The organism is Cellulosimicrobium sp. BMG9.23, assembly GCF_059159985.1.
The window spans coordinates 487,012-510,652 of sequence record NZ_JBZGBZ010000002.1 but is presented as its reverse complement, the minus strand read 5'-3'; the positions used below and the strand labels follow the sequence as shown (position 1 = coordinate 510,652).

Sequence of the window (23,641 nt, the reverse complement as noted above, 5' to 3'; positions counted from 1 at the left end):
ACTGGCCCTTGCGGCTTCGGGTGCCCAACCCCGTGTTCGGCGGTGGACATCCCCGTGCTCGTCAGGCCGGTGAGGCCTCTGCGGCCGCGCGTGCCGCCGCCGGGAAGGCGTCGACGATCCGCTGGACCGCAGCGTCGTCGTGCGCGGCCGAGACGAACCACGCCTCGAACACCGACGGCGGCAGGTTCACGCCCTGGTCGAGCATCGCGTGGAAGAACGCGCGGTACCGGAACGACTCCTGCGCCTGGGCCTGCGCGTAGTCGCGCACGCCGGCGCTCGCGGCGAGGTCGCCGAAGAACACCGAGAAGAGCGACCCGGCGCGCTGGACGCGGTGCGCCACGCCCGCGGCGTCGAGCGCGTCGCCGACGGCCTTCGAGAGCACCGAGGCGACGCCGTCCACGTGCGCGTACACCGCGTCGTCGGCCAGGCGCAGGGTCGCGAGGCCGGCCGCGACGGCGACCGGGTTCCCCGACAGCGTTCCCGCCTGGTAGACGGGGCCGAGCGGCGCGAGCTGGTCCATGACCGTGGCCGGTCCGCCGACCGCGGCGACGGGCATCCCGCCGCCCACGACCTTGCCGAACGTGAAGAGGTCGGGGGTGTACCCGTCCGCGCCCTGGCTCCGCAGCATGGCGTTCTCGAGCCCCCACCACCCGCTGGGACCCACCCGGAACCCGGTGAGCACCTCGTCGAGGACCAGCAGCGACCCGTGCGCGGCCGTGATGCGCCGGAGGCCCTCGTTGAACCCCTCCGCGGGCGGCACGACACCCATGTTCGCGGGCGCCGCCTCCGTGATGACGGCCGCGATCTCCGAGCCGCGCTCGGCGAACGCCGCCTCGACCGCCGCGAGGTCGTTGTACGGGAGCACGAGCGTCTCGGCCGCGCTCGCCTCGGTCACGCCCGCCGACCCGGGCAGCGCGAGCGTCGCGACGCCGGAGCCCGCCTCCGCGAGCAGCGCGTCGACGTGCCCGTGGTAGCAGCCCGCGAACTTCACGATCACGTCGCGCCCCGTCACACCGCGCGCGAGCCGGATCGCGGTCATCGTCGCCTCGGTGCCCGTCGACACGAGGCGCACGCGCTCCGCGGCGGGGACCCGACGGCGGATCTCCTCACCGAGCTCGACCTCGCCGAGCGTCGGCGCACCGAACGACAGGCCGCGCGCCGCGGCATCCTGCACCGCGGCGACGACGTCCGGGTGCGCGTGGCCGAGCAGCGCCGGCCCCCACGAGCACACGAGGTCGACGTACTCGCGTCCCGCGACGTCGGTCACGTACGCGCCGCGCGCCGACGCGAGGAACCGCGGGTCGCCGCCGACCGAGCCGTAGGCGCGCACGGGCGAGCTCACGCCGCCCGGCAGCACGGCCTGCGCGCGCACGAACGCGGCATGGTTGTCCGTCGCGGTGGTGGACGGTGCCACCGTCTCCGCCTGAGCGGCCGCGGCCACCCCGAACCCCGTCGACTCCGTCATCAGCGCGTCCCTCCGAACGTCTCGTCGCGCAGCCAGCCGGCGATCTCGGTGGCCCAGTAGGTGAGGATCACGTCCGCGCCGGCGCGCTTGATGCCGAGCACCGACTCCGTGATCGCGCCGCGACGGTCGATCCAGCCGTTCGCCGCGGCGGCCTCGATCATCGCGTACTCGCCCGACACCTGGTACGCCGCGACCGGCACCGGCGACATCTCGGCGACGGCCGCAAGCACGTCGAGGTACGACCCCGCGGGCTTGACCATGACCAGGTCCGCGCCCTCCGCGAGGTCCAGGTCCGCCTCGCGCAGACCCTCCCGCGCGTTGCCCGCGTCCATCTGGTAGGTCCGGCGGTCGCCCTGCAGTGCCGAGTCGACGGCCTCACGGAACGGGCCGTAGAACGCGCTCGCGTACTTCGCCGAGTAGGCGAGGATCCCGACGTCGGAGTACCCCGCGGCGTCGAGCGCCTCGCGGATCACGCCGACCTGGCCGTCCATCATGCCCGACGGCGCGACGACGTCCGCGCCCGCCCGCGCCTGCGCGACGGCCATCGACGCGTACCGCTCGAGCGTCGCGTCGTTGTCGACGACCACGGCACCGTCGGGCCCGTCGCGGCCGGGGACGAGCACGCCGCAGTGGCCATGGTCCGTGAACTCGTCGAGGCAGGTGTCGGCCATGACGACGGGAGCCGCGCCACCCCGGGCGCCGGCGGTCTCCACCTCGCGCACGACGTCGCGGGCCAGCCGGATCGCGCGCTGCAGGATCCCGTCCTCGGCGTCCGCCTGGCTGCCGGTCGCGTCGCGGTGCGCCGGGATGCCGAACAGCATCACGCCGCCGATCCCCGCGCGGGCGGCGTCGCGCACGGCGTCGGCGAGCGTCGCCTCGGTGTGCTGCACGACGCCCGGCATGGACGAGATGGGGTGCGGCGCGTCGAGCCCTTCCTTGACGAAGAGCGGCAGTACGAGATCGGCGGGGTGCAGACGCGTCTCGCCGACGAGGCGGCGCAGGCGCGGGGTCGTGCGCAGCCGGCGCGGCCGGTGGTGTCCGGGGGAGAGGGTCACGCGGATTCTCCTGTGTCGTTCGATCGGGCGGTCGTGCCGGCAGCGGGGACCGCGGGGGTGGCGCGCGGTCGTGCCAGGACGGTGGTCAGCGCGGCGGCGAGCGCCTCGTCGGTCGGCCGGTCGGCCACCGCGTCCAGCCGCAGCCCGACGGCGCGCGCCGCCCGGGCCGTCGGCTCGCCGATCGCGACGGCCGCGACGTCGTCCCGAGGGCCGAGCTGCCGCGCGACCTCGCGCGCGACGCTCCCCGACGTCAGCACGACGGCGTCGACCTCGCCCGCGTGCCAGGCGGCGACGACCTCGGGGGCGAGGTCGTGCGCGACCGTACGGTAGACGGTGACGACGTGCGGGTCGTGGCCGAGGTCGCGCAGCCCGTCCGCCATCGTCGGGGCGGCGAGGTCTCCCTGCGGCAGCAGGACGGTCGCGGTCTGGGTCGGGACGGCGGCGGGGCGGCCGGAGGGGCTCGGGGCGGCGGGGTCGGGGGCGGCATCGGGGCTCGGGCTACCATCCGGAGCCCTCGTTCCTCGGGCTCCTCCCGCCAGGCCCACCACGCCCTTCGCCTCCGACGCCGCCCCCGTCCCCGCCGCTGCCGTCTCACCTCGGGGCGTGGTCTCCTCCGGCCGCCCCGCCGACTTCGCTGCCGTCTCGCCTCTCGGCGTCGTCCACAGGACCGACGACGGGGTGGTCCCGTGGTGTTCTGCGGTGCGGGCGCTCTCTTCGCCCGCGAAGGCGGCGACGAGCCCTCGGGCGGAGTTCTCGGCCGGTTCCAGGTCGACCGTGATGCCGACGGCCTCGAGGGCACGGCGCGTGGCAGGCCCGACGGCGGCCCAGCGGGCGGTGCGCGCGACGTCGCCGAGGGTGCTGTCCTGCCGGGTGGCGGCGGCCGCGAGCTCGTCGATCGCGTTGACGCTCGTGACGACGACCCAGCCGTAGCGGCCGTCGGCGAGGCGCGCGACGGCGGCGTCGACGGGACCGGTGTCCTCGACGCGGGCGCGCTCGATGGCCGGGCTCACGAGGACCCGGGCGCCGCCGGCGCGCAGCGTCGTCGCGAGGTCGGCGGCGCGCTCGGGGCTGCGCGGGACGAGGACGGTCCGCCCGTCGAGAGGGAGAGCCGCATCGCCGAACCCCGGGTTGTGCGTCGATCCGGGGGCTGAGCGGCGCACAACCCGGGGTTCGGCACCGAGACCTGCCGGCGGACCAGGAGCGACCGCCGGGGCGGACGGCTCGACCGGAGGAGCCGGGACGACGGGTGCCGGGCCGCGCGACGGGTCGCGCAGGCGACCGGGGCTCACGCGGGCTCCCCGCGGTAGCCGCCGTCGCGCAGCTGCTCGCGCGCCGTCTCGACCGCCGGGTCGATGGCGTCCGTCGCGGTGCCGCGGTCGGAGCCGCCGGCGCCGGGGAGGGCCGACGCCGCGACGTCGTCCGTGCCCGCGGGCGGACCGAGCGGCGCGAGGCGGGCCGCGCCGTCGGCGAGGAGCGCGTCGGCGACGCGCTCGCCGAGGCGGAGCGCGACGTCGTCCCGCGCCGCGCGCAGGTCGTCGCCGGTCGCCGGGAGGACGGCCCGCGCGGAGTGCGTGAGCTGCTCGACGCCGTCGACGCGCGCGACGACCGCCGTGAGCGCGACCTCGCGGCCGTCCACGACGGCGTGCGCGCCGACCGGTGCGGCGCAGCCCGCCTCGAGGCGCGCGAGCAGGGACCGCTCGGCGAGCACGGCGAGGCGCGTCGGCTCGTGGTCGAGGGCGTCGAGCGCCTCGGCGACGACCGGGTCGTCGAGCTCGGACGTGCGGACCTCGACGGCGAGCGCGCCCTGCCCGGCGGCCGGCGCCATGACGGTCGTGTCGATCACCTCCGTCACGGCGTCGAGCCGGCCGAGGCGGGACAGCCCGGCGTAGGCGAGCACCACGGCGTCGAGGTCGGCGTCCTCCCCGTGGACGCGGCGCAGCCGGGTGTCGACGTTGCCGCGGATGTCGACGACGTCGAGGTCGGGCCGCACCGACCGCAGCTGGGCGGCGCGGCGCGGCGAGCCGGTGCCGACGTGCGCGCCGCGCGGGAGGGTCGCGATCGTCAGGCCGTCGCGCGCGCACAGCGCGTCGCGCGGGTCCTCGCGCTCGGGCGTGACGACGGTCAGCCCGGGGGCGGGCGCGGTGGGGAGGTCCTTGAGCGAGTGCACCGCGACGTCGCACCGGCCGTCGAGGAGCGCCTCGCGGAGCGCGGTGACGAAGACGCCCGTGCCGCCCATCTGGGCGAGGGAGCCGGTCAGCACGTCGCCGTCGGTGCGGATCCGGACGGTCTCGACCGTCCGGCCCGTCAGCTCTTCGAGGCGCCGCGCGACGTGACCCGTCTGGGTGGTCGCGAGCGCGCTCCCGCGGGTGCCGACACGGATCTTGTCGTGGCCCGTCGCGGGGCGCGTGGGGGTGCTGCTCACGGTCCCAGTGTCCTCCGTGCGGCGACGATCTCGAAATGCGCGGTGGGTCGACCGAGGATTTCCCGGCCTGCCCCGGCGAGAGTGTGACCCGGTCCTGACGCCCGGTCACGTCGATGGGGACAATGTGTCATCTTGGCCATTCGTGGTGCATTTTTCGGTGAGGATTTCCTCACACGTTCCCGGCGCATTCCTGGGCGTGCGCCACGACCGCCGCGAGACCTGTCCCGGCGATCCACCCTCCGGTGACCCCCAGCCCCGGGACGTCGGCGACACGTGCGGTGAACGCCGCGACCTCGCGTCGGTAGGCGGGCGTCGGCGGCGGAAGCGCACCGTTCCACCGTGTCACGACGTGGCCCAGCACGCGCCCGTGCAGGTCGACGCCGAACAGGTGCGACGCGTCGGCGACGACCTGGTCCAGGTCGGGCTCCGTCGTCGTGCCCATCCGTCCGTAGCTGAGCCGCACCACGTGGTGACCGGGCCCGACGGCGTCCCGCACCCGCGCGCGCAGCCACGGCCACTTCGCGGTCGAGTGCGTCAGCGCCTTGGCCTCGACGTCGGGCCGTCGGGTCGCGCGGCCCGCGTCGCGGTGGGGCGGGGCGACGAGCATCCCGGTGCCGCGCGGGGCGTCGTCGAGCTCGGGTGCGCGCAGGAGGAGCGTGACGAGACGGACGTCGGCGCCGGGCTCGGGGTCGGGCAGGAGGTCCGCCGGGCCGCCGACCAGCGGGCCGAGCGCGTCGACGACGGCAGGCGTGGTCACCACGAGCCGCGGCGCGGCGAGCTCGACGGCCCCGTCGGGGGTCGCCGCGCGCACGACCCAGTCGCCGAGACCTGAGCTTCCGCCCCGATCTGAGCCGTCTCCGGGGCGCGAGGTCCCTTCTCGGCGAGGGGTGTCGCGTCGGGCGAGGTCGACGACCTCGTGGCGCACGCGCACGTCGACGTCCACGGCGAGGGCCTCCACGAGCCGGTGCATCCCGCCGTCGATCCCACGCACCGCCGAGCCGGCCGGCGCGAGCGCTCGCAGCGACGCGACGGCGCGCGCGAGCGACCCCTCGCGCTCGAACGCGGCGAGCAGGCCCGGCGCGACGGCGTCGACGTCGAGCCGGTCGAGCGGCGCGGAGTGGACACCGCCCGCGACGGGTGCGACGAGCCGTTCCGTGACGCGCGTCCCCATGCGGGAGCGGGCGAACGACTCGAGCGTCGCGGTGTCGGTGAACCGCCGCGGCAGCACGCGGTCGAGGCTCGCGCGCAGCGAGCCCGCGACCCCCACGGCCCGCCGCACGTCCGCGGCCCACGGGTGCGCCGGGATGCCGAGGACCCCGGCGCGCGGGAGCGGGAACGTGCGACCCGCGGCGTAGCCCCACGCGGACGCGCCGGACGGCTCGACGACGCTCAGCCCGAGCGCACGGGCCAGCTCACCGACGGCCGTGCCGCGCGCCGCGAACGACTCCGCACCGACGTCGACGCGCAGCCCCTCGAGGCCCGGCAGAGAAGCGCCCCGCACCGGTCCGCCCGCGGTCGCGGCGGCCTCCAGCACGACGACGCGCAGCCCGCGCTCCCGCAGCGTCCGTGCCGCCGTGAGCCCCGCGACCCCCGCGCCGACGACGATCGCGTCCGTCTCCTCCGGCCGGGACGCACCGGCAGGGGAGGGGCCGGCGGGCGTCGTCGGCGCGGCGCTCACCGGGCCTCGACCCCTGAGGCGTCGGCTGGCTCGGCGCTCACCGAGTGGACGAGCTCCACGACGCGCGTCAGCACCGTCGGGTCGGTGTCCGGCGGGACGCCGTGGCCGAGGTTGGCGACGTGGCCGGGGGCCGAGCCGCCGCGCCGCAGGACGTCGCGCACGTGCGCTTCGAGCACGTCCCACGGCGCGGCGAGCAGCGCGGGATCGATGTTGCCCTGGACGGGGACGGTGCCACCGAGCAGTTGCACGGCCTCGTCGAGCGGCGTGCGGTAGTCGACGCCCACGACGACGTCGCGCACCCCGGCCGCGACGACGGCGTCGCGCATCGCGGGGAGCAGGTGCCCGGTCCCGGTGCCGAAGTGGACGACGGGCACGTCGAGGTCGGCGACGTGCGTGAGCGCCCGGGTCGAGGCCCCGGCGGCGCCCTGCGCGTAGTCCGCGAGGGACAGCGAGCCGGCCCACGAGTCGAAGAGCTGCGCGGCGCTGGCTCCCGCGGCGACCTGCGCGCGCAGGAACGTGCCGGCGAGATCGGCCGCCCAGTCGACCAGTCGCTGCCACGTCTCGGGGTCGGAGCGCAGGAGGGCGCGCGCCGCGAGGTGGTCGCGCGACGGGCGACCCTCGACGAGGTAGGCCGCGAGGGTGAACGGCGCGCCGGCGAAGCCGATGAGGGGCGTGCTGCCGAGCGCGTCCACCGTGAGCCCGACGGCCTCCGTGATCGGCGCGAGCGCCTCCGCGGTGAGCTCGGCCTCGACGAGGCGCGCGACGTCGTCGGGCGTGCGGTACGCCTGGCCCATGACCGGTCCGACCCCCGGCACGATGTCCACCTCGACGCCCGCGAGGCGCAGCGGCACGACGATGTCGGAGAAGAAGATCCCGGCGTCGACGCCGTGACGGCGGACCGGCTGGAGCGTGATCTCCGACGCGAGGTCGGGCCGCAGGCACGAGTCGAGCATGCTCACGCCCTCGCGCGCGGCGCGGTACTCGGGGAGCGAGCGCCCGGCCTGGCGCATGAACCACACGGGTGTGATTTCCGGCCTTTCCCCGGTGGTGCCCGCGCGCAGTGCCCGCACGAGCAGGGATTGCGTCGTGCGGCCGTCGTGGAGCGGGTGGGCGGGGGAAAGCGCGACAGGAATCACAGCTACCGATTCTGCCTCTCTCCTGGGGGAATGATTAAATCGGAGGCACTGTGGCTCTTCTCTCTCTCACGGCCAGCCACCACGAGCTCGACCTCGACGCCCTGGAACGTCTCTCCACCGGGGCCCAGTCGATCGGCGGCTCCGCGGTCTCGGCCTGCGACGTCATCACCGGTGCGGTCGTGCTCGCGACCTGCAACCGGTTCGAGCTGTACCTGGACGTCGACGCCCCGCTCGACGGCCCCGGCGTGCGGCACGCGACCGAGCACGTCGCGCGGCTCGTGGCCGACGCGTCCGGGGTCGGCACCGTCGAGGCGGCGACCTCGTTCCGCGCCCGCGCGGGCAACGAGGTGGTCGAGCACCTCTTCGCGGTCGCCGCGGGCCTCGACTCGATGGTCGTCGGGGAGCGCGAGATCGCCGGGCAGGTCAAGCGCGCGCTCGAGGCCGCGCACGCCGACGGCCTGACGTCCTCGACGCTCGAGCTGCTGTTCCAGACGGCGTCGCGCACGTCGAAGCGCGTGAGCACCGAGACCGCGCTCGGCGGCGCGGGCCGCTCGGTCGTGGCGCTCGGCCTGGACCTCGCCGGTTCCGACCTGCCGCCCTGGCACCAGGTGCGCGCCGTCCTCATCGGAACCGGTTCCTACGCCGGGGCGAGCCTCGCCGCGCTGCGCGCGCTGGGGTGCGACGACGTCCGCGTCTACTCGCAGTCCGGTCGTGCCGAGGAGTTCGCCGCGGCGCGCGGCGTCGAGCCGGTGCACGACCTCGTCACCGCCCTCGAGGACGCCGACCTCGTGGTGTCGTGCAGCGGCGCGCGCGGCCGCGCCCTGGCCGACGGCTCCCGGCGCGAGCAGGCCATCGAGCACGTGCTCGACGCCGCGTCCGTCGTCCGGGCGCGCGAGCGGGCCGCGGTCGCGGCGGGCGACGAGCCCGGCGCGCGGCCCACGGTCGTGCTCGACCTCGCCCTGCACCGCGACGTCGACCCGCACGTCGCCGACGTCGAGGGCGTGCTGCTCTACGACCTCGCGACCCTCGCCGCACGTTCACCCGCCGTCGCGTCCGACCTCGTCGAGCACGCGCGGTCGATCGTCGACGACGCCGCGCACACCTTCGAGGAGACGCGGCTCGGCCGGGCCGCGGACACCGCGGTCGTCGCGCTCCTGCAGGACGCCGAGCGCCGCATCCGCGCCGAGGTCGCCGACGTCGTCGCGCTGCGCCGGGCCGAGGGCGACGAGCCGGGCGAGGACGAGACCGAGGAGATCGCGCGCGGCGTGCGCCGCCGCGTGCACGCCGACCTGCACCGCAAGATCGTCGCCGTGCGCGCGGAGGCCGTCGAGGCGTCGCGCGCGGCCGTCCGCGAGGTCGTCGCCGACGCCGAGGCCCTCATCGCGGAGGCCGACGCCGAGGTCGGCTGACAGCCGCCGTGCGGACCCGAGTCAGTTCCTGACCGGCTTCAGCACCAGCGCCGAGCCTCCACCGCGGCGCTGCGGCTCGGCGACGGAGGTCAGCAGCCCGTCCGGGCCGATCTGCACCGCCGTCGCCGCACCGATCTCCGCGGCGGAGGTGAACGAGTCGCCGGACGGCACGAGCGTGTGGCCGTACGCCTCGAGCCCCGGGCCGTATGCCTGGATGAACTCCGGCTCGGCGATGACGGCCGCGGTGTTGCGCTGGGTGGCCCGCGGCGCGGCGAGCGCCTCGTCGATCGGCATGCCCCGGTCGAGGTGGTTGGTCAGCGTCTGCAGCACCGTGGTGATGATGGTCGACCCGCCGGGGGAGCCGAGCGCCAGCACGGGCTCGCCGTCGCGCAGGACGAGCGTCGGTGCCATCGACGAGCGCGGTCGCTTGCCCGGCTCGATGCGGTTCGGGTCGTCGGCGTCCCACACGGTCGAGAAGTCGGTGAGCTCGTTGTTGAGCAGGAACCCGCGGCCGGGCACGACCATCCCGGACCCGCCGGTCTGCTCGATCGTCAGCGTGTACTCGACGACGTCTCCCCACCGGTCCACGACGGTGAGGTTCGTCGTCGAGACGTTCTCCGTGTCGTCGCGCTGCGGAGCGGCCGCCTCGCCGCACGCGGCGTCGAACGCGTCGACGTCGCCGGCCGCGACGGGCTTGGGCGCGGCGGCCTCCGGGTCGACGAGGCACGCGCGAGAGGCCGCGAACTCGTCGGAGAGCAGGGTGTCGAGCGGGACGTCGACGAACGCCGCGTCGCCCAGGTACGCGCCGCGGTCGGCGAACGCGAGGGCGCTGGCCTCGAGGTAGTGGTGCAAGTACTCGATGTCCGACATGCCGGCGAGGTCGAACGTCTCCAGGATGTTCAGCGCCTCGCCCACGGTCGAGCCGCCGCTCGACGGTGGCGCCATGCCGTAGACGTCGTACCCGCGGTAGTCGGAGACGGTCGGGTCCTGCACCAGGGCCTCGTAGTCCTCGAGGTCGTCGAGGTCGAGGTAGCCGGGCGGCACGGGCAGGTCGGTGTCCGGGCTGGTCTGCGGGGCCTGCACGGCGCGGACCATCTCGCGGGCGAGGCGTCCCTCGTAGAAGGCGTCGGTGCCGCGCAGCGCGAGCAGGGTGTACGTCTTCGCGAGGTCGACGTTGCGGAACCGGGTCCCGACGCGCGGGGCGTCGCCGCGTGGCAGGAACAGCTCGGCCGACGCGGGGAAGGCGGCGAATCGCTCGGCGTTGTCGAGCGTCTGCTGGCGGAACGTCTCGTCGACGACGAAGCCGCGCAGGGCGAGCGCGGTGGCGGGCTGCAGCGCCTTGCCCAGCGAGTAGGTCCCCCACTCGTCGAGCGCGGTCTCCCAGGTGGCCGGCGTGCCGGGCGTGCCGACGGAGACGCCGCTGGTGACGAGCTCCGGGGTGAACGGGTAGGGCGCGTTCGTCTCCGGGTCGATGAACGCGTCGCGCGGCATGTCCGCCGGCGCCGTCTCACGCCCGTCGATCGTGGACACCGCGCCCGTCCCCGCGTCGTAGTGCAGGAAGAAGCCGCCGCCCCCGATCCCGGCGCTGTACGGCTCGGTGACGCCGAGGGCGGCCGCGGTGGCCACGGCGGCGTCGACGGCGTTCCCGCCGCGACGCAGCACGTCGAGACCCACCCGGCTGGCCTCCGGGTCGACGGTGCTGACGGCGCCCCCGTACCCGACGGCGGTCGGGGCCTTCTCCCACCGGTCATGCCACCCGCCGTGCCACCCCCCGTGCGATCGGCTGTCGGTGCCGTGTCTGGCGTCGTCGGTGGTCGCGGAGGCGCTCCCGGCGACGGCGGTCGTCGCGGCGAGCGTCGCGGCGGCGACCGCGGCGAGGGCTCGGGCGCCGGGACGAGCCCGACCGGTACTGCGGTGGCCGGAGCTACGAGAGCCGGGACGGACGGAGCTGCGGTGGTCCATGGTCGTCTTCCCTCGGTGAGCAGGGATCCTCGTCCCCCCACCGTCGCGCAGGGCGGCGGACCTCGCGCGCCGAGCCCTCCCCCAAGGGAGGTCCGGCGCGAGTAGCCTCGGTGCTCGTGACGACCACGGACTCGACAGGCCGCCCGACGACGCGCCTCGGCGTCCTCGACATCGGGTCCAACACCGTGCACCTCGCCGTGGTCGACGCGGCCTACGCCGCACGGCCCGTCCAGGCCGCGGGAGCGCGGACGGTCGTGCGGATCATGCGGTACCTCCAGCCGGACGGGGCGCTCTCGGACGAGGGCGTGGCCGCGATGCTCGCGGCGGTCGACGACGCGATGGTGCTCGCGCGTGAGTCCGCGGTCGACGAGATGCTGCCCATGGCGACGTCCGCCCTGCGCGACGCGACGAACGGCGGCGAGATCCTCGCCGCGATCGGCGAGCGCGTCGGGCAGCCAGTGCGCGTGCTGTCGGGCGAGGACGAGTCGCGGCTGACGTTCCTCGCCGCGGCGCTGGCACGGCTGGGCGGCGGGCCGGCTGCTCGTGCTCGACATCGGCGGCGGGTCGCTCGAGATCGCGTCGGGTGTGGACGAAGAGCCGGACCTCGCGGTGTCGCTCCCGCTCGGTGCCGGCCGCATGACGATGGCGTTCCTCCCCACGGACCCGCCCGCCCCGGACGACGTCGACGCCCTGCGCGAGCACGTGCGCGCGACGCTGGCCCCGGCCGTCGCGTCGTTCGGTGCTCTCCCCGCCCCCGACCACGTCGTGGCGACCTCCAAGACGTTCCGCTCGCTCGCGCGCCTCGCGGGCATGCAGGTCGAGGCCGTCGGGCCCGACGACCGGTGGCGCCTGCGTCGCGCGCAGCTCGCCGACTGGTTGCCGCGGCTCGCTCGCCTCACGGCGGAGGGCCGGACCGCCCTGCCGGGTGTGACGCCCGAGCGCACGTTCCAGATCGTCGCGGGCGGCGTCGTCGCGGTCGAGACGATGCGCGCGCTGGGCGTCGACGAGGTCGAGGTGTGCCCGTGGGCGCTGCGCGAGGGCGCGATCCTGCGGCGCCTCGACCACATCTGACGCTGGCTGCGGCTACTTCTCGACGACCTCGACGGATCCGGGGAACTCCTCCGCCCCGGTCTCGCTCACGATCGTCCAGACGTTCTTGAGCATGACGTCGCCCCCCGCGCCCGCGCCGGTGCCGTCGCCGGTCGTGCCGTAGAGCGCGTCGGCGAACTCGGTCGGGGTGCGCACGGTCGGCCCGCCTGGCGTGAACTCATTGCCCTTGTAGACCAGGTCGGCGATCGGGCCGTCCACTCCGGGGGCGGCGTAGTCCTCCGCGAGCTGCTGGAGCTCGCCCATCTGATCCGGCGTGAACGTGATCCGCACGGTGCTGCCGGGCGACGCGCTCGTGCCGTCGCCCAGGGCGAGGTTGGGGTTGTTGACCCACGAGTCCGTCGTCTCGGTGGCGCGGAACACGTAGGCGTCCGTGCTGCGGGACGCGACGATCTCGCCGTCGGTGTCGAGATGGTGCGAGTAGTTGCGCTCGACGCCGCCGGAGAGCGCGACCTGCCCGTGGTGGTCGCTCGTCCCGTCGGGGTTGATGATGGTCACCCCCGAGCCGGTCGAGTAGTCCTTCTCGTGGACGTACTCGAGGACCGGGGTCTTCAGCTCGACCGTGCCCCCCGACGAGAAGTCGTACGTGCTGTACGTCGTGGTGCCGGAGACGCCGTCGGCCGGGTCGGTCGGCAGCTCGCCGGTGACGAGGAAGCGGTCGTAGGCCGCGCGTCCCGCGTCGCTCGACAGGTCCAGCGTGACCTGGCCCATCTCGGCGCTGCTCAGCTCGTTCGACCGCCCGAGCATCGCCGACCAGTCGTCGCCCGTGCCGATGCCGACCTTCTCGGACAGCGACATGCTCTCCGTGTCGCCGGTGTTGATCCGCACCGTGTCGCCCTCGAGCCACTCGACGGTCGTCGTGACCCCGGTCGCCTCCTCGCTCGACGACTCCGACCGCAGCAGGTCGTAGCCGAACGAGAGCTCGTCGGACCGGTACGCCTCGCCGTTCAGCGTGATCCGGGTACCCGGCGGGTACGTCTCCGGCGCGAACGGGTCGATCGTGCTCGGGTCGAACGCCGTGCCCTCGGGCACCCGGACCTCGAAGTCGAACCGCCCACCGCCCGTCGCGGACGCCTCGGCGTCCACTCGCCAGATCGACACGTCGGTCTTCAGGGTCGACGACGCGTCGGCCGAGAGGCTGTACACGTCGAACCCGTCCTCGTTCTTCACCGACCCGACCACCTCGACCCCCGACTCCAGGGCGAGGACGCCGTCCACGGGGGACTCCACGCCAGGGCCTGGGATCTTGCCCCCGACCTCCATCCCGTCCTGGCTCAGACCGACGTGGGCGTCGCCGGGGAGCTTGATCTCCCCCTCGATGCCGCCCTCGTCGATCGTCACGCTGCCGCCGTCGTTCTCGAACGAGTGCGTGGTGTCTCCGACCGCGTCGAGCGCATCACCCTCGCCCGGGATCAGGTGGTCGACGTCGCGCGCCGCCTGCGCACCGGCGTCCGGTCCCCACCCGCCCGGTCGGCCGTCCGCGGTCGGGTGCGCGGGCGTGCCTCCGGTCGACCCGGGCGCGGTCGCCCCGGCGCCGGCTGCTCCCGCTCCGGCGCCGCCGCTCGCGGCCTCCTGCTCGTCGGCGTTGCGCCGCAGCGCGGTCGCGTAGTCGGTCAGGACGCGGCACGCCTGCATGAGCGCACGGTCCGCCATCGACGTCCACCCGCCGCGCATCTCCGCGGCGTCGGCGCCCTGCCAGCGCGAGCCCTCGATCGCCTCGCTCAGGACCGCACGCGTCGTCTCGAGGTCGCCCGAGCTGCGCTCGAAGCTCTCGGCGAGCGACCGCAGCCCGGCGACGTCGGCACCGTACATCCCCATGGACTTCCCCCTGAACCCGGGCCCGACCCCCGTGTCAGGTCGAGCGCACCGGGAGACTACCGCCCGACGGCGGGCCACGGGGGGAGCGACCAGGGGGAGAAGTACCCGTCGTCGACGGGTTCGCCGCTCAGACGTCGACCGCGGTGCGCTCGGTCACGCTGAACCAGTTCCCGGAGTCGTCCACGAGAACCGCCTCGACGCCGTACGGCCGGCGGGCGGGCGGCTGCCGGAACGTCACGCCCCGGGCGCTGAGCTCGCGGTACGTCGCCTCGCAGTCGTCGGTCTCCAGGACGCCGACGGCCATCGTGCCCGTGGCCACGAGCGAGCGGAGCTGCTCGGCGGACCCCGGGTCCCGACCCATCGCGCAGTCGGAGAGGATCATCGTGCGCGTGGGGTCGCCCTGGGGCCCGACGGTGAGCCACCGGAAGCCTGCACCGGCACCCTCGAGCTCGGCGCCCAGGGTGACGTCGTCGCGGAGCTCGAAGCCGAGCACGTTCGTGTAGAACTCATTCGCCGAGTCCTGGTCGAGCACGTAGACGGTCGTGTGGGACAGCGTGAGCATGGGTGCTCCTCTCGCGGCGGGCCGCCGCACGTCGGTCGCGGCCGGTCGGCCGCCTCGTCCTCGACGCTACGGCGCGACCACGTCGCGAGGCTTCTCCGATCGTGCGGTCCCGGTCCCGGTCCCCGACTCGGAACCGGCCCCGCCCGGCCGCGGCAGACCCCACGCGAGGGCGAAGCACCCGGGGACCGGTGGCGGCCCGCCGCGCCGCACGTGCTCGGCGCGGTACGCCGTGGGAGTCGTCCCGACGATCGCCGTGAACCGTGCCGAGAACGTCCCGAGGCTCGTGAAGCCGACGGCGTGGCACACCTCGGTCACGGTGAGGTTCGCGGAGCGCAACAGGTCCTTGGCGCGCTCGACGCGCCGCGACGCGAGGTAGGCGATCGGGCTCGCCCCGAAGGCGCGCGAGAACTCCCGCGCGAAGTGGTACGGCGAGTACCCGGCGACGTCGGCGACGTCGGCGAGCGTCAGCCGCTCGGTGAAACGGGCGTCCATGTGGTCGCGCGCCCGGCGCAGGTGCACGGCGACCTCCGCGGGAACCGGCGTCGTGCTCACGACCGCCACCGCCCCTCGTCCGTCCCGGCGTCCACAGCGCGACGGTACGGCGGTCGTCGCCCGACGGCCAGCGGTGCGCGGGTCACCGTCCCGCAGCCGGCTCGCGCACGCGTGACCTTGCCCGACGGCGCGTGGTGCACCCAGCGCGACCACGCGCCGTCGGAGGCCCTCCTCGCGCGGCCCCAGTTCCGGCGAGGAGGAGCCGTCCCCCGCGATGCCGGGGACGGAGCTGGTCAGACCGAGCGGACGCCGCTCGGTCGGGACTCGTTCCACACGCGGTCGAGCGCGGTCACCGCGTACGTGTACGTCCTGCCCGCGACGGCGGTGACGTCGGTCCAGTGCTGGACCACGTGCCCGCTGCTGCGCACGGTCGCGAGGAGGTTCGTGGGGTCCTCCACGTCGATCGTCCGCGCGTCGCCCTCGACACGATAGACGGCGAACGAGGTCGCCGCCGTGCGACGCGGGCCGGCGTCGTTCCAGTGCAGCGCGACGCCGTCGGACGCGCGTCGCAGGGCCGTGAGCACGGGCACCCGGACGCGCGTCCCGGGCAGGTGCGGCATCGCCGGGACGAGCGCCGGGTACCGGTAGTGGTCGTCGCGCACGCGCGTCATGGAGCCCTGCGGGTCGGCGGGGACGTGCTTGGCGGAGAAGTAGACGTTGCCGAGCACGGGGTGCTCCTGCTGCTGGCAGAAGGTCAGGTGGTTCGACAGCTCGGCCGGGTCCGTGAAGACGCCCGACGTCACCTTGTACAGCGCCTCGCCGATGTACAGCTGCGTCCCCGACTGCGCGGCGACCTCGGCCCACCACGGGACGAGCTTCGCGTAGTCCGCGACGGCGAGGCCGAGCTGCCAGTAGATCTGCGGGTTGATGTAGTCGAGCCAGCCCTCGAGGACCCACTTCCGGGTGTCGGCGAACTGCATGTCGTAGGACTGCGAGCCGCCCGTCTCCGAACCGCGCGGATCCGTCGACCTGTTGCGCCAGATGCCGAACGGGCTGATGCCGAACTTGACCCACGGCTTGGTCTGCTTGATGCGCTCCGACATGCTGCGCACGAACTCGTCGACGTTGTGCCGGCGCCAGTCCTCGACGCGGTCGAAGCCGCTGCCGTGCGTCGCGAAGGTCGCGGCGTCGGGGATCGTCTGGCCCGCGACGGCGTACGGGTAGAAGTAGTCGTCGAAGTGCACGCCGTCGAGGTCGTAGTTCTCGACGCTGTGCAGGATCGCGGTCTTGATGTGCTCCTGGGCCTCGGGCAGGCCCGGGTCGAAGTAGAGCTTGCCGCCGTAGGCCCACACCCACTCCGGGTGCTGCCGCGCGGGGTGCTCGGGCACGAGGCGGGACAGGTCGGTCTGCATGGAGACGCGGTACGGGTTGTACCAGGCGTGGATCTCGAGGTTGCGCCGGTGGCACTCCTCGACGACGAACCCGAGGGGGTCGTAGCCCGGGTCCTGGCCCTGCGTGCCCGTGAGGTACTGCGACCACGGCTCGTGCGGGCTCGGCCAGAACGCGTCGGCGGTGGGCCGCACCTGGACGAACACGGCGTTGAGGCGGAAGTCGGCCGCGACCTCGAGCCAGTGCAGGAGCTCGGCCTTCTGCTGGTCCGCGGAGAGCCCGGACGCGGACGGCCAGTCGATGTTCACGACGCTCGAGATCCACATGGCGCGCAGCTCGCGCTTGCGCGGGGTGGGGATGCCCGACGCCGCCGCGCGGGTGGTGCCGGCGGGTGCGGTGAGCGCGGCGGCCGGGGCGAGGGACCCGACCGTCACGGTGAGCGTGCTCGCCGCGACGCCGGCGGTCGCGAGCGTGAGGAACTGACGGCGGCCGAAGCCGGCGCGTCCGGGGTCGGGCGAGGGCGGGGTGGGAGTGTCGAGCGTCATTGCCGTGGTCCTCCGGGTCGAACGGGTGTGTGGAAGATACTTTCACACCAACGTCCTTCTGTGAAGGTTTCTGTCAGCCGTCGTCCTCACCCGAGGTGGCGACCCCCGAGCCGAGGATCGCTCCGTCCGCGCCGAGCGCCTCGACCGCGACGAACGCCGCGCCGTCGGGCACGGGGGCCAGCGCCGTCTCGAAGCCGTCGCGCGGCGCCTCGGCGACCGTCTCGGCGTCCTGCGCGGACGACCCGGCGACGAGGCGCCACGACGCGACCTCCGTCGCGCCGTTCCAGCTCGCGTACGCCGTGCCGCCGTCGACGACGACGGCCGGCGGGTCGGTCGGCGTGCCGACCCAGCCGTCGAACCGGTAGGCGCGGTACGACTCGCCGGCCTCGAGCGGCATCTCCCGGACCAGCGTGCCGTCCGCCGTGTACTCGCTCGTGAGCTGCGCGTCGCCCCAGCCGATCACCACGTTCCCGTTCGCGAGCACCTGGAGGTTGCCCTGGCTCCCGGCGAGCAGGGCGGGGTCGGTCGGCAACCACTCCTGGACCACGGTCGCGGTCATCGCGTGGGTGTCGAGGTCGAGGCGAAGCCCGCGCGACCGCTCGCCGACGGGCGGGTTCGCCTCGTTGTCGAACAGCGTGAGCGTGCCGTCGTCGTGCAGCTGCGCGTCGTGCTGCCACGCGAACTGCGCGCCCGTGCCGTCGTCGTCGCCGGCCATGGCGAAGTCGCTCGACGTGCCGCCGAGCACCCACTCGACCTCGCCCGTCTCGCGGTCGACCCGGTAGACGGCGTGCGTGTTGCGCGCCGACAGGAGGAGGTCGCCGTCCGGGGTCAGGGTGGCGCTGTTGACGTGGAACCAGTCGAACGGGTCGTCCTCGGAGCCCTTCAGCGCGTCCGGGTCGGCGTCGGGGGCCGCCTTCGTGTCGGTCATCTCGACGTGGTCGGACGCGCGCCACTCGAACAGGACCTCGCCGGACTTCACGTCGACCTCCTGCACGACGTTCTCCCACGCCCAGCCGTCCTCGTCGCCCCCGACGTCCGTGAGGTCCGTGGGCTCGGCGACGTACGCGACGAGGAGCATCGTCCCCTCGGGCGTGATCGTCGCGTCGTGCATGTCGGCGTTGCCCGGACCGACGTCCCCGCCCGTCGTCACGCGCGCGACCTCGGTGTAGGTGTCGTCGAGCACGACGATGTCGCCGAAACCGTGCCCCACGAAGTCCGACTGTCCGACGTAGTACGTGATGACCGGCTCGCCGTCGAGCTCCTGGACCCGGACGTCGTACGCGGCGGAGTCCTCGGGGGCGATCCACACCGGCTCGCCGTCGGCGTCGACGATCAGCGGCCCTTTCTTGGGGGCCTCCGTCTTCTTCGGCGCGAGGACGTACAGCGCGTCGTCGTCGTCGGCCGGCGCCGCCGGGCCGCGCGTCACGGGGAGGACGGGCGCGACGAGATCCGTCGAGCGGAACCGGTGCACCGCGGGCGGTGCGTCCTGGGCGGCCGTCTCCTCCGCCGTCGGGGCGGACGGCGAAGGAGACGGGTCGCGGCCCTCCTCGGGGCCGGTGCAGGCGCTCGCGACGAGCGCCGTCGCGGTGGCGGTGGCGGTGAGGGTGACGAGGTGGCGGTTCCGGCGGTGCATGCTCCGAGCGTCGCGCACCGACCTGTGAGTCGCCAGACAGCAGCCCGACCGGCCTTCGCTACCAGGCCGCGTTGCGCGCCAGCTCGAGCGCGACGTCCTGCCACCACTGGCCGGCCGGCGGCCCGCCGTTGCACGACCCGTCGCTCTCGCCGGGAAGCTTGACCCACAGGAGGGCGTCGAGGTGCGTCGAGTCGTCGACCGCGGTCGGCCGCTCGCCGAGCGCCCGGCCGCGCGGGTTGCACCACTCGCCGTTCGAACCGTTGCCGTTGCGCGACGTGTCCACGACGAACGGCGCACCCCCGAGCAGCGCCGAGACCTGCTCGCCGTAGGCGCGGGACTCGGCCGTCGTGCGGTAGTTCGACGTGTTGAGCGCGAACCCGACCGCGTCGTCGAGACCGATCTGCTGGATCCGCGCCGCGGCCACGGACGGGCTGAGCCAGGCCGAGTGGCCGGCGTCGAGGTAGACCCGCGCGCCGGCGTCCGTGAGGATCCGGGCGGCGTCGCGCAGCATCCCGACGCGGTCGCCCTGGCCGGAGCAGTCGCCGAGCTGCGCGAGCGCGTCGGGCTCGAGGACCACCCACGGCTCGCCGACGATCCCCGACGCCACGGTCTGCACCCAGCTCCGGTACGCCGCCTCGGCGGTGCCGCCGCCCGAGTGCGAGCCGCAGTCGCGGCCGGGGATCGCGTAGATCGTGAGCAGCGCCGTCGCACCCTCGGCGGCGGCCGCCCCGGTGTACGCCGCGACCTTCGCGCGCGACACCTGGGCGTCCGGGTCGGTGACCCACGTCGACTGCGGCGTGAGCGCGATCTTCGCGAGCAGGTCCTTGTCGGCGCCCGACGCGGACTGCCACGCTTCCCAGGCCTGGGACGTCTCGTCGACGTGGAACGTGACGTCGCCCGGCTCCTCGGGGTCGGGATCCGGATCCGGATCCGGGTCGGGGTCGGGGTCGGGGTCGGGGTCGGGGTCGGGGTCGGGCGTCGTGCCGTCGTCGCCGCACGCGACGCCGTCGAGCGTGAAGTTCGTGGGCACGACCGGGGTCGACACGGCCGTGCCCACGAAGCCGAAGGACGCGCTCCCGCCCGTGGCGAGCTGCCCGTTCCAGCCGACGTCACCGACCGTGACGTGGCCGCCGTCGCGTGCGAGGTCGCCGTTCCAGAGCTGGCTGATCCCCTCGCCCGCGGGGACGTCCCACGCGAGCTCCCAGCCGGAGAGCGCGGAGCCGAGGTTGGTGACCGTCACGTCGGCCTGGAACCCGCCGTTCCACGTGCTCGTGACGCGGTAGTCCACGGCGCACGCGCTGGGCGCGGCGGCGGCGCTGCTCGCGAGGGTCGTGCCGATCGCCGCCGTGGCGACGAGCGCGGTGACGGTCGCGACGACGGTCGCGAGCGTCGTCGTCCGCGGGTTGCGGCGGGTCGCGTGAAGAGTGGGTCTCATGATCAAGGCTCCGTCGCCTCGGGGTCAGGACGTCGCCACGGTAGGCGCGCGCGGCCCGGCCCCCCAGGGCGCGAAACGTTTCGGATCGGGGAGGCGGGACCCGGTCCGCTGCCGAACACGACCTGAAGGTCGCCAAACGCTCCAGATCGACCCTCAGGTCGTGTTCGACCGTTCGTGGGGGCGTGCTCGGCAGCGGTGTGGCGTGGGTCGGATAGCATGGTGGCGAAGGTATGCTCGGCGGCATGGCATCGAAGCCCCTCCAGGAACCCGCGTTCCTCATCCTGTCCGCGCTCGCGCGCGAGCCTCTGCACGGCTACGGCATCGCGCAGGACGTCGAGTCCAGCTCCGAGGGGCGCATCACGCTGCGCGCCGGGACGCTCTACGGCGCGATCGACCGGCTCGTCGCCGCCGGCCTCGTCGAGGTCGACCACGAGGAGATCGTCGACTCCCGGCTCCGCCGCTACTACCGCCTCACCGCCGAGGGCGGCGACCGCCTCGACGCCGAGGCGCGACGAGCCGAGGCCCAGGCGCGGCGAGCGCTCGAACGCCTCGGTGCCCGACGGCGCGCGGCCAGTCCCGCGGGTCCCCGCGCTTCGGCGCGTCCCGGGTCCGTCGACGTCGCAGGCATCGTCGACGGCGGGGCGGTGCCGGCATGAGCGACATCGATCCCGTGAGCACCGCCCCGGGCCCGACGGCGCCGCTCGCCGAGAGCCTCCCCGTCGCCCCGGTTCTCGTCCGGGACTACCGGCGCATGCTGCGTCTGTTCCCGTACACGTACCGTCGCGCGCACGAGGCCGAGATGCTGGGGCACCTGCTCGACAGCGCCGCGCCCGGCCAGTCGCGGCCGTCGCGCGCGGACCGGGGGGACCTGCTGCGCGCCGCGTCGCGGGAGTGGCTGCTCGCACCGTTCGGCTCGACCCCGACGCAGCGGCGTGCGTCCACGGCGATCCTCGTCGTCGTCCTCCCCGTGCTCCTGGCCTTCCCGATCGGGCGATCGCTCGGCTCCGCCGTCCTCACGCTGACCGATCCCGGGCTCCGGCACCTCACGCTGGCCTGGGGCCCGACCGCACCCGCGTGGGCGATCTGGGGTGTCGCGATCGTCCTCCTCCTCGCCGGTCGTGCCCGTGCGGCGCGTGCCGTCGGTGCCCTCGGGACCGGGGTGCTCGTCGCGACCCTCGTGGTCCTCGCCGCGCGAGCCGAGTGGCACGACGTGTCCCGCGAGCTCGGCTGGCTCGCACCGACCACCGCGCTGCTCGTCGTCGCAGGATGGCGGCGTGAGCGCACGCCGCTCGTGCCGCGCCGTGCCGTCGTCGCGGCGGTCCTCGCCGGGATCGTCCTGCTCGAATCCTTGCGCGTCGCTGTCGCGGCGGTCCTGCCGACCGAGTGGACGCCAGCGACGATATCGACGTCGTGGTGGGCGCTCGGCATGACGGCGCCGGTTCTGCTGGGTGGTGTGCTCGCGTGCGGCGGGCTGCTCCTGCACCGCTCGGGCCGACAGGTTCTCCCGGTCCTCCTCGGTGTCGTCGCCGGCCTGTGGGTGGGTCGATTCGGCCTGACGGCGCTGACGCCGCTCAACGGGCCCGATGCGTCCGCGCTCTGGCCACAGGTCGTGCTCGTGGTCGGGGTGGCTGCCGCCGCGCGCTGGGTCGTCGACCTGTCCGACGAGATCACCGCGGCTCGCGCGCGACATCGCGCCGAGGAGGCGAACCGTCGCACGCCGCACGCGGGCGAGCCGACCGCCGTCTGACCCTGCGCCGTCGAGCACGGGATCGCCCACCGGCGAGAACGGGGTCGGCCACCGGAATTCGCAGGATCCGGTGGACGACCCCGTGTTCGGCGCGGGGCCGGGTCAGGCCAGGTAGTCGGCGACCAGCTGCTCCGCGAGACCCGTGTACGTCGCCGGGGTGAGGTCGGCGAGGCGGCGCGCGACGTCGTCGGGCAGGCCGAGGCCGGAGACGAACTCGCGCAGGCGGGCGGCGTCGACGCGCTGACCGCGCGTGAGGTCCTTGAGGCGCTCGTACGGGTTCTCCATGCCGGGCACGCCCGCGACGGACGCCGCGCGCATCGCCGACTGGATGGGCTCGCCGAGCACCTCCCAGTTCTCGTCGAGGTCCGCCGCCATGAGGTCGGCGTTCGCGGCGAGGGCCTTCAGGCCGCGGCGCACGTTGTCGATCGCGAGCAGCGAGTGGCCGAACGCGGGGCCGATGTTGCGCTGCGTCGTCGAGTCCGTGAGGTCGCGCTGGAGGCGGGACGTCACCAGGGTGGCGCCGAGCGTGTCGAGCAGCGCGCACGAGATCTCGAGGTTCGCCTCGGCGTTCTCGAACCGGATGGGGTTGACCTTGTGCGGCATGGTCGACGACCCGGTCGCGCCCGGGACCGGGATCTGCGTGAAGAACCCGAGCGAGATGTACGTCCACACGTCGGTCGACAGGTTGTGGAGGACGCGGTTGAAGCGCGCGACGTCGGCGTACAGCTCGGCCTGCCAGTCGTGCGACTCGATCTGCGTGGTCAGCGGGTTCCACGTGAGGCCCAGGCCCTGGACGAACGCGCGCGAGACCGCGGGCCAGTCGACGCCGGGCACCGCGACGGTGTGCGCGCCGTAGGTGCCCGTCGCGCCGTTGAGCTTGCCGAGGTACTCGGCCGCGCCGATCCGGCGCAGCTGGCGGCGCAGCCGGTGCGCGAGCACCGCGACCTCCTTGCCGAGCGTCGAGGGCGTCGCGGGCTGGCCGTGGGTGCGGCTCAGGAGCGGCACGGCCGCGAGCTCGCGGGCCATGTCGGCGAGCTGGTCGACGAGCGCGGTCGCGGCAGGCAGCCACACGTCCGTGACCGCGCCGCGCACCATGAGCGCGTACGACAGGTTGTTGACGTCCTCGCTCGTGCACGCGAAGTGGACGAGCTCCCCGACGCCGGGCAGGACGGTATCCGCGCCGAGCGCCTCGGGGGCGGCGGCGAGGCGGCGCTTGACGAAGTACTCGACGGCCTTGACGTCGTGCACCGTCTCGCGCTCGATCGCGGCGAGCTCGGCGATCTCCTCGCCGCCGAACGTCGCGGGGATCGTGCGCAGGTACGCGACCTCGGTGTCGGAGAGCCGGGGCGCGCCGGGCACGACCGGGCCGTCGGTGACCCCGGGGACGCCGTTGCACAGCGTGATCAGCCACTCGACCTCGACGTGGACGCGCTCGCGGTTGAGCGCAGCCTCGCTGAGGTGGTCCACCAGCGGGGCGACGGCACCGCGGTAGCGGCCGTCGAGCGGTCCGAGCGCGATCGGCGGCGTGACGTCGGCGAGGCTCGTCCGTGGTGAGGCTGCCAGGGGCTTCGGGGTTGCTGCAGGGTTCTCGGGCACGCCCCTGATTCTCCCACGCGTGCCCGACGGCGGCCCGCGCCTCCCGAGGGACGGTCGTCCCCGCGACGTGGGAGCCGGGCCACGGCGCCGCCAAGCTTGTGCGACCGGCCGCAAACGGGCGACGACTGGCCGTGCACAGGCCCGCCGACCGACGGTCCCGTCCACAGCCGGGGCGGCACACCGAGGAGTG

General features: G+C 74.7%; 18 protein-coding genes and 1 pseudogene. 5 read left to right on the top strand and 14 right to left on the bottom strand.

All coding sequences use genetic code 11. The features are described from left to right. Positions 1-61: 61 nt before the first annotated feature. The 6 genes from hemL to hemE form a co-directional block, all read right to left on the bottom strand. Entirely contained in the window at positions 62-1,465 is a 1,404-nt protein-coding gene (hemL, locus tag AC4H2G_RS04305; protein WP_494364515.1) for a glutamate-1-semialdehyde 2,1-aminomutase, read from the bottom strand. Next, the gene (hemB, locus tag AC4H2G_RS04300) at positions 1,465-2,520 is read right to left on the bottom strand and encodes a porphobilinogen synthase (protein ID WP_494364514.1); all 1,056 of its coding nucleotides are present in this window, start codon (positions 2,518-2,520) and stop codon (positions 1,465-1,467) included. The genes hemL and hemB overlap by 1 nt, the downstream gene beginning before the upstream one ends. Beyond that, entirely contained in the window at positions 2,517-3,809 is a 1,293-nt protein-coding gene (locus AC4H2G_RS04295) for a uroporphyrinogen-III synthase (RefSeq protein ID WP_494364513.1), read from the bottom strand. Before AC4H2G_RS04295 ends, hemB begins: the two co-directional genes overlap by 4 nt. After that, complete coding sequence (hemC, locus tag AC4H2G_RS04290; RefSeq protein WP_494364512.1) at positions 3,806-4,942, bottom strand: hydroxymethylbilane synthase; 1,137 nt, start codon at positions 4,940-4,942, stop codon at positions 3,806-3,808. The genes AC4H2G_RS04295 and hemC overlap by 4 nt, the downstream gene beginning before the upstream one ends. Positions 4,943-5,111: 169 nt before the next feature. Continuing rightward, positions 5,112-6,620 carry a protoporphyrinogen/coproporphyrinogen oxidase gene (locus tag AC4H2G_RS04285; protein WP_494364511.1) on the bottom strand — a complete coding sequence of 503 codons (1,509 nt, stop codon included), beginning with the start codon at positions 6,618-6,620 and terminating at the stop codon, positions 5,112-5,114. Further along, positions 6,617-7,756 (bottom strand): uroporphyrinogen decarboxylase, encoded by a 1,140-nt coding sequence (gene hemE / locus AC4H2G_RS04280; RefSeq protein WP_494364510.1) that lies wholly within the window; start codon positions 7,754-7,756, stop codon positions 6,617-6,619. Before hemE ends, AC4H2G_RS04285 begins: the two co-directional genes overlap by 4 nt. Positions 7,757-7,806: 50 nt before the next feature. Between hemE and AC4H2G_RS04275 the strand changes: the two genes are divergently transcribed. Beyond that, on the top strand, positions 7,807-9,165 hold the full coding sequence (locus AC4H2G_RS04275) for a glutamyl-tRNA reductase (protein ID WP_494364509.1): 1,359 nt from the start codon (positions 7,807-7,809) through the stop codon (positions 9,163-9,165). 21 nt (positions 9,166-9,186) lie between these two features. Here the strand turns inward: AC4H2G_RS04275 and ggt are convergent, their stop codons facing one another. Next, the gene (ggt, locus tag AC4H2G_RS04270) at positions 9,187-11,127 is read right to left on the bottom strand and encodes a gamma-glutamyltransferase (RefSeq protein WP_494364508.1); all 1,941 of its coding nucleotides are present in this window, start codon (positions 11,125-11,127) and stop codon (positions 9,187-9,189) included. Positions 11,128-11,432: 305 nt separating this feature from the next. Between ggt and AC4H2G_RS04265 the strand changes: the two are divergent. After that, positions 11,433-11,579: pseudogene (locus AC4H2G_RS04265) on the top strand (Ppx/GppA family phosphatase); the annotation flags it as partial. Positions 11,580-11,670: 91 nt separating this feature from the next. Then, complete coding sequence (locus AC4H2G_RS04260; RefSeq protein ID WP_494364507.1) at positions 11,671-12,198, top strand: Ppx/GppA phosphatase family protein; 528 nt, start codon at positions 11,671-11,673, stop codon at positions 12,196-12,198. A gap of 12 nt (positions 12,199-12,210) precedes the next feature. On the opposite strand, the gene AC4H2G_RS04255 is transcribed toward AC4H2G_RS04260, so the two are convergent. The 6 genes from AC4H2G_RS04255 to AC4H2G_RS04230 form a co-directional block, all read right to left on the bottom strand. Then, positions 12,211-14,052, bottom strand: a complete 1,842-nt coding sequence (locus tag AC4H2G_RS04255; RefSeq protein WP_494364506.1) for a hypothetical protein — start codon at positions 14,050-14,052, stop codon at positions 12,211-12,213. A 127-nt stretch (positions 14,053-14,179) separates the two neighbouring features. Then, the gene (locus AC4H2G_RS04250) at positions 14,180-14,614 is read right to left on the bottom strand and encodes a VOC family protein (protein WP_494364505.1); all 435 of its coding nucleotides are present in this window, start codon (positions 14,612-14,614) and stop codon (positions 14,180-14,182) included. Positions 14,615-14,680: 66 nt separating this feature from the next. Then, on the bottom strand, positions 14,681-15,166 hold the full coding sequence (locus AC4H2G_RS04245) for a helix-turn-helix transcriptional regulator (protein ID WP_494364504.1): 486 nt from the start codon (positions 15,164-15,166) through the stop codon (positions 14,681-14,683). 233 nt (positions 15,167-15,399) lie between these two features. Beyond that, positions 15,400-17,040 carry a glycoside hydrolase family 10-like protein gene (locus AC4H2G_RS04240; RefSeq protein ID WP_494364503.1) on the bottom strand — a complete coding sequence of 547 codons (1,641 nt, stop codon included), beginning with the start codon at positions 17,038-17,040 and terminating at the stop codon, positions 15,400-15,402. Between the two features lie 73 nt (positions 17,041-17,113). Beyond that, positions 17,114-18,673, bottom strand: coding sequence for an arylsulfotransferase family protein (locus AC4H2G_RS04235; RefSeq protein ID WP_494364502.1), 1,560 nt, complete (start codon positions 18,671-18,673; stop codon positions 17,114-17,116). A 58-nt stretch (positions 18,674-18,731) separates the two neighbouring features. Next, on the bottom strand, positions 18,732-20,108 hold the full coding sequence (locus AC4H2G_RS04230) for a glycoside hydrolase family 6 protein (RefSeq protein WP_494364501.1): 1,377 nt from the start codon (positions 20,106-20,108) through the stop codon (positions 18,732-18,734). A 242-nt stretch (positions 20,109-20,350) separates the two neighbouring features. Here AC4H2G_RS04230 and AC4H2G_RS04225 point away from each other — a divergent pair, with 242 nt between their 5' ends. Further along, positions 20,351-20,764 (top strand): PadR family transcriptional regulator, encoded by a 414-nt coding sequence (locus tag AC4H2G_RS04225; RefSeq protein WP_494364500.1) that lies wholly within the window; start codon positions 20,351-20,353, stop codon positions 20,762-20,764. Then, entirely contained in the window at positions 20,761-21,855 is a 1,095-nt protein-coding gene (locus AC4H2G_RS04220; RefSeq protein WP_494364499.1) for a hypothetical protein, read from the top strand. Before AC4H2G_RS04225 ends, AC4H2G_RS04220 begins: the two co-directional genes overlap by 4 nt. A 102-nt stretch (positions 21,856-21,957) precedes the next feature. On the opposite strand, the gene purB is transcribed toward AC4H2G_RS04220, so the two are convergent. After that, positions 21,958-23,460, bottom strand: a complete 1,503-nt coding sequence (gene purB, locus AC4H2G_RS04215; protein ID WP_494364528.1) for an adenylosuccinate lyase — start codon at positions 23,458-23,460, stop codon at positions 21,958-21,960. Between the last annotated feature and the right edge of the window lie 181 nt (positions 23,461-23,641).

Excerpts from the sequence above, each read along its gene's own strand:
- hemL (WP_494364515.1), bottom strand. The coding sequence starts at position 1,465 with ATGACGGAGTCGACGGGGTTCGGGGTGGCCGCGGCCGCTCAGGCGGAG.
- ggt (WP_494364508.1), bottom strand. The coding sequence starts at position 11,127 with ATGGACCACCGCAGCTCCGTCCGTCCCGGCTCTCGTAGCTCCGGCCAC.
- AC4H2G_RS04255 (WP_494364506.1), bottom strand. The coding sequence starts at position 14,052 with ATGGGGATGTACGGTGCCGACGTCGCCGGGCTGCGGTCGCTCGCCGAG.
- AC4H2G_RS04250 (WP_494364505.1), bottom strand. The coding sequence starts at position 14,614 with ATGCTCACGCTGTCCCACACGACCGTCTACGTGCTCGACCAGGACTCG.
- AC4H2G_RS04240 (WP_494364503.1), bottom strand. The coding sequence starts at position 17,040 with ATGACGCTCGACACTCCCACCCCGCCCTCGCCCGACCCCGGACGCGCC.
- AC4H2G_RS04235 (WP_494364502.1), bottom strand. The coding sequence starts at position 18,673 with ATGCACCGCCGGAACCGCCACCTCGTCACCCTCACCGCCACCGCCACC.
- AC4H2G_RS04230 (WP_494364501.1), bottom strand. The coding sequence starts at position 20,108 with ATGAGACCCACTCTTCACGCGACCCGCCGCAACCCGCGGACGACGACG.
- AC4H2G_RS04225 (WP_494364500.1), top strand. The coding sequence starts at position 20,351 with ATGGCATCGAAGCCCCTCCAGGAACCCGCGTTCCTCATCCTGTCCGCG.
- AC4H2G_RS04220 (WP_494364499.1), top strand. The coding sequence starts at position 20,761 with ATGAGCGACATCGATCCCGTGAGCACCGCCCCGGGCCCGACGGCGCCG.